Here is a 1,595-nt window from a genome sequence, read left to right as displayed (position 1 = left end):
AACGAATCCCGCTCCACCCCACGGCCACCGCCGACGAGCTGGTCGGGCGAGAACGGGCGCAACACCAGCGACCGCGCCGACACCACCGGCTCCCCCGCGGCATCCACCGCCGTCAGCGTGACCGAGTCGTCACCGGCCCGGACCAGCCGCACCCGCAGCATCGCCGCCCCACCCGCGTGCAGGCTCACCTCCCGCCAGGAAAACGGCAACCGCGTACCCCCTGCGGCATCCAGCCCGACAAAGGCCACCGCGTGCAACGCCGCATCCAGCAGAGCCGGATGCACCCCGAACGAACCCGCATCCGACGCCGCCTGCTCGGGCAGCGCGACCTCGGCGAAGATCTCCCCATCGCACTGCCATGCGGCCTGCAGCCCCTGGAACACCGGACCGTACCCCAGCCCTCGAACGGCCAGCTCGTCATACAACCCGTCCAACTCGATCGCGGTCGCCCCGGCCGGAGGCCACACCACCGCATCGAACCGCGCGGCGGCCCGACCATCCGTGGCGAGCGTGCCCGTCGCATGCCGCACCCACGGCACATCCTCCCCAGCCTGCGCCGGCCGGGAATAGACGTTCAAAGCACGTCGGCCGGTCTCCTCCGGCGCACCCACCGCGATCTGCATCACGACCGCGTCATCCTCGCCCAGCACCAGCGGCGCGGCCAGGGTCAGCTCCTCGACCACCTCGCAGCCGACCTGGTCACCGGCCCGGATCGCCAGCTCAAGGAACCCGGTGCCCGGGAAGACCACCACCCCGCCCACCGCATGATCAGCCAGCCACGGATGCGACCCCACCGACAGGCGGCCGGTCAGCAGCACCCCGTCCGAGTCGGCCAGGCCCACGGCGGCGCCCAGCAACGGGTGCCCGGCGGCGGCCAGCCCCGCCGCGGCCACATTCCCCACCTGGGAACCTGCTCCCACGGGCCAGTACCACTGGTGCTGGAAGGCATAGGTGGGCAGGTCGACGCGGCGAGCACCCGGGAAGAGGGCCTGCCAGTCCACCGCCACGCCGCGGACGAACAGCTCGGCCGCCGAGACCAGCACCCGCTCCAGGCCACCGTCGTCGCGGCGCAACGTCCCGGCGATCACGGTGGTGGCGTCCGTCTCGTCCACGCACTCCTGGACCCCGACCGTCAGCACCGGATGCGGGCTCACCTCCACGAACACCCGATACCGCTGCTCCAGCAACACCCCCACCGCCGACGCGAAGCCCACCGTGCGCCGCAGATTCTCACACCAATACCCGGCCCCCAGCTCCGGCCCCTGCACCCACTGGCCCGTCACCGTTGAGAGCATCGGCACCCGCACCGGCCCCGGAACCACCTCCGCCAGGACCCCCGCCAGCTCCTCCCCGATCAGATCCACCTGCGCCGAATGCGAGGCGTAATCCACCGCGATCCGCCGAACCCGCACGTTCTCAGCGGCAAGGCGCTCGACCAGCTCCTCCACCGCCTCAACCTCACCGGCCACCACCACCGAATTGGGGCCGTTCACCGCCGCGACCGACACCCGCCCGTCCCAGGCCGCCACCCGCTCGCGCACCCGCTCCACCGGCAGCGCCACCGACGCCATCGCCCCCAACCCCGCCAACCGCTC

1 protein-coding gene is annotated in these 1,595 nt (G+C 72.5%); it reads right to left on the bottom strand.

The window, feature by feature from the left end:
• On the bottom strand, positions 1 to 1,595 hold a 1,595-nt coding region (locus ABT130_RS47565; RefSeq protein ID WP_350966497.1), incomplete at both ends, for an acyltransferase domain-containing protein.

The sequence above is a fragment of the Streptosporangium sp. NPDC001681 genome (assembly GCF_040298085.1).
Classification (GTDB): domain Bacteria; phylum Actinomycetota; class Actinomycetes; order Streptosporangiales; family Streptosporangiaceae; genus Streptosporangium.
Note: the sequence above shows the minus strand (reverse complement) of the source record. Positions and strands in the feature narration are given on the sequence as shown.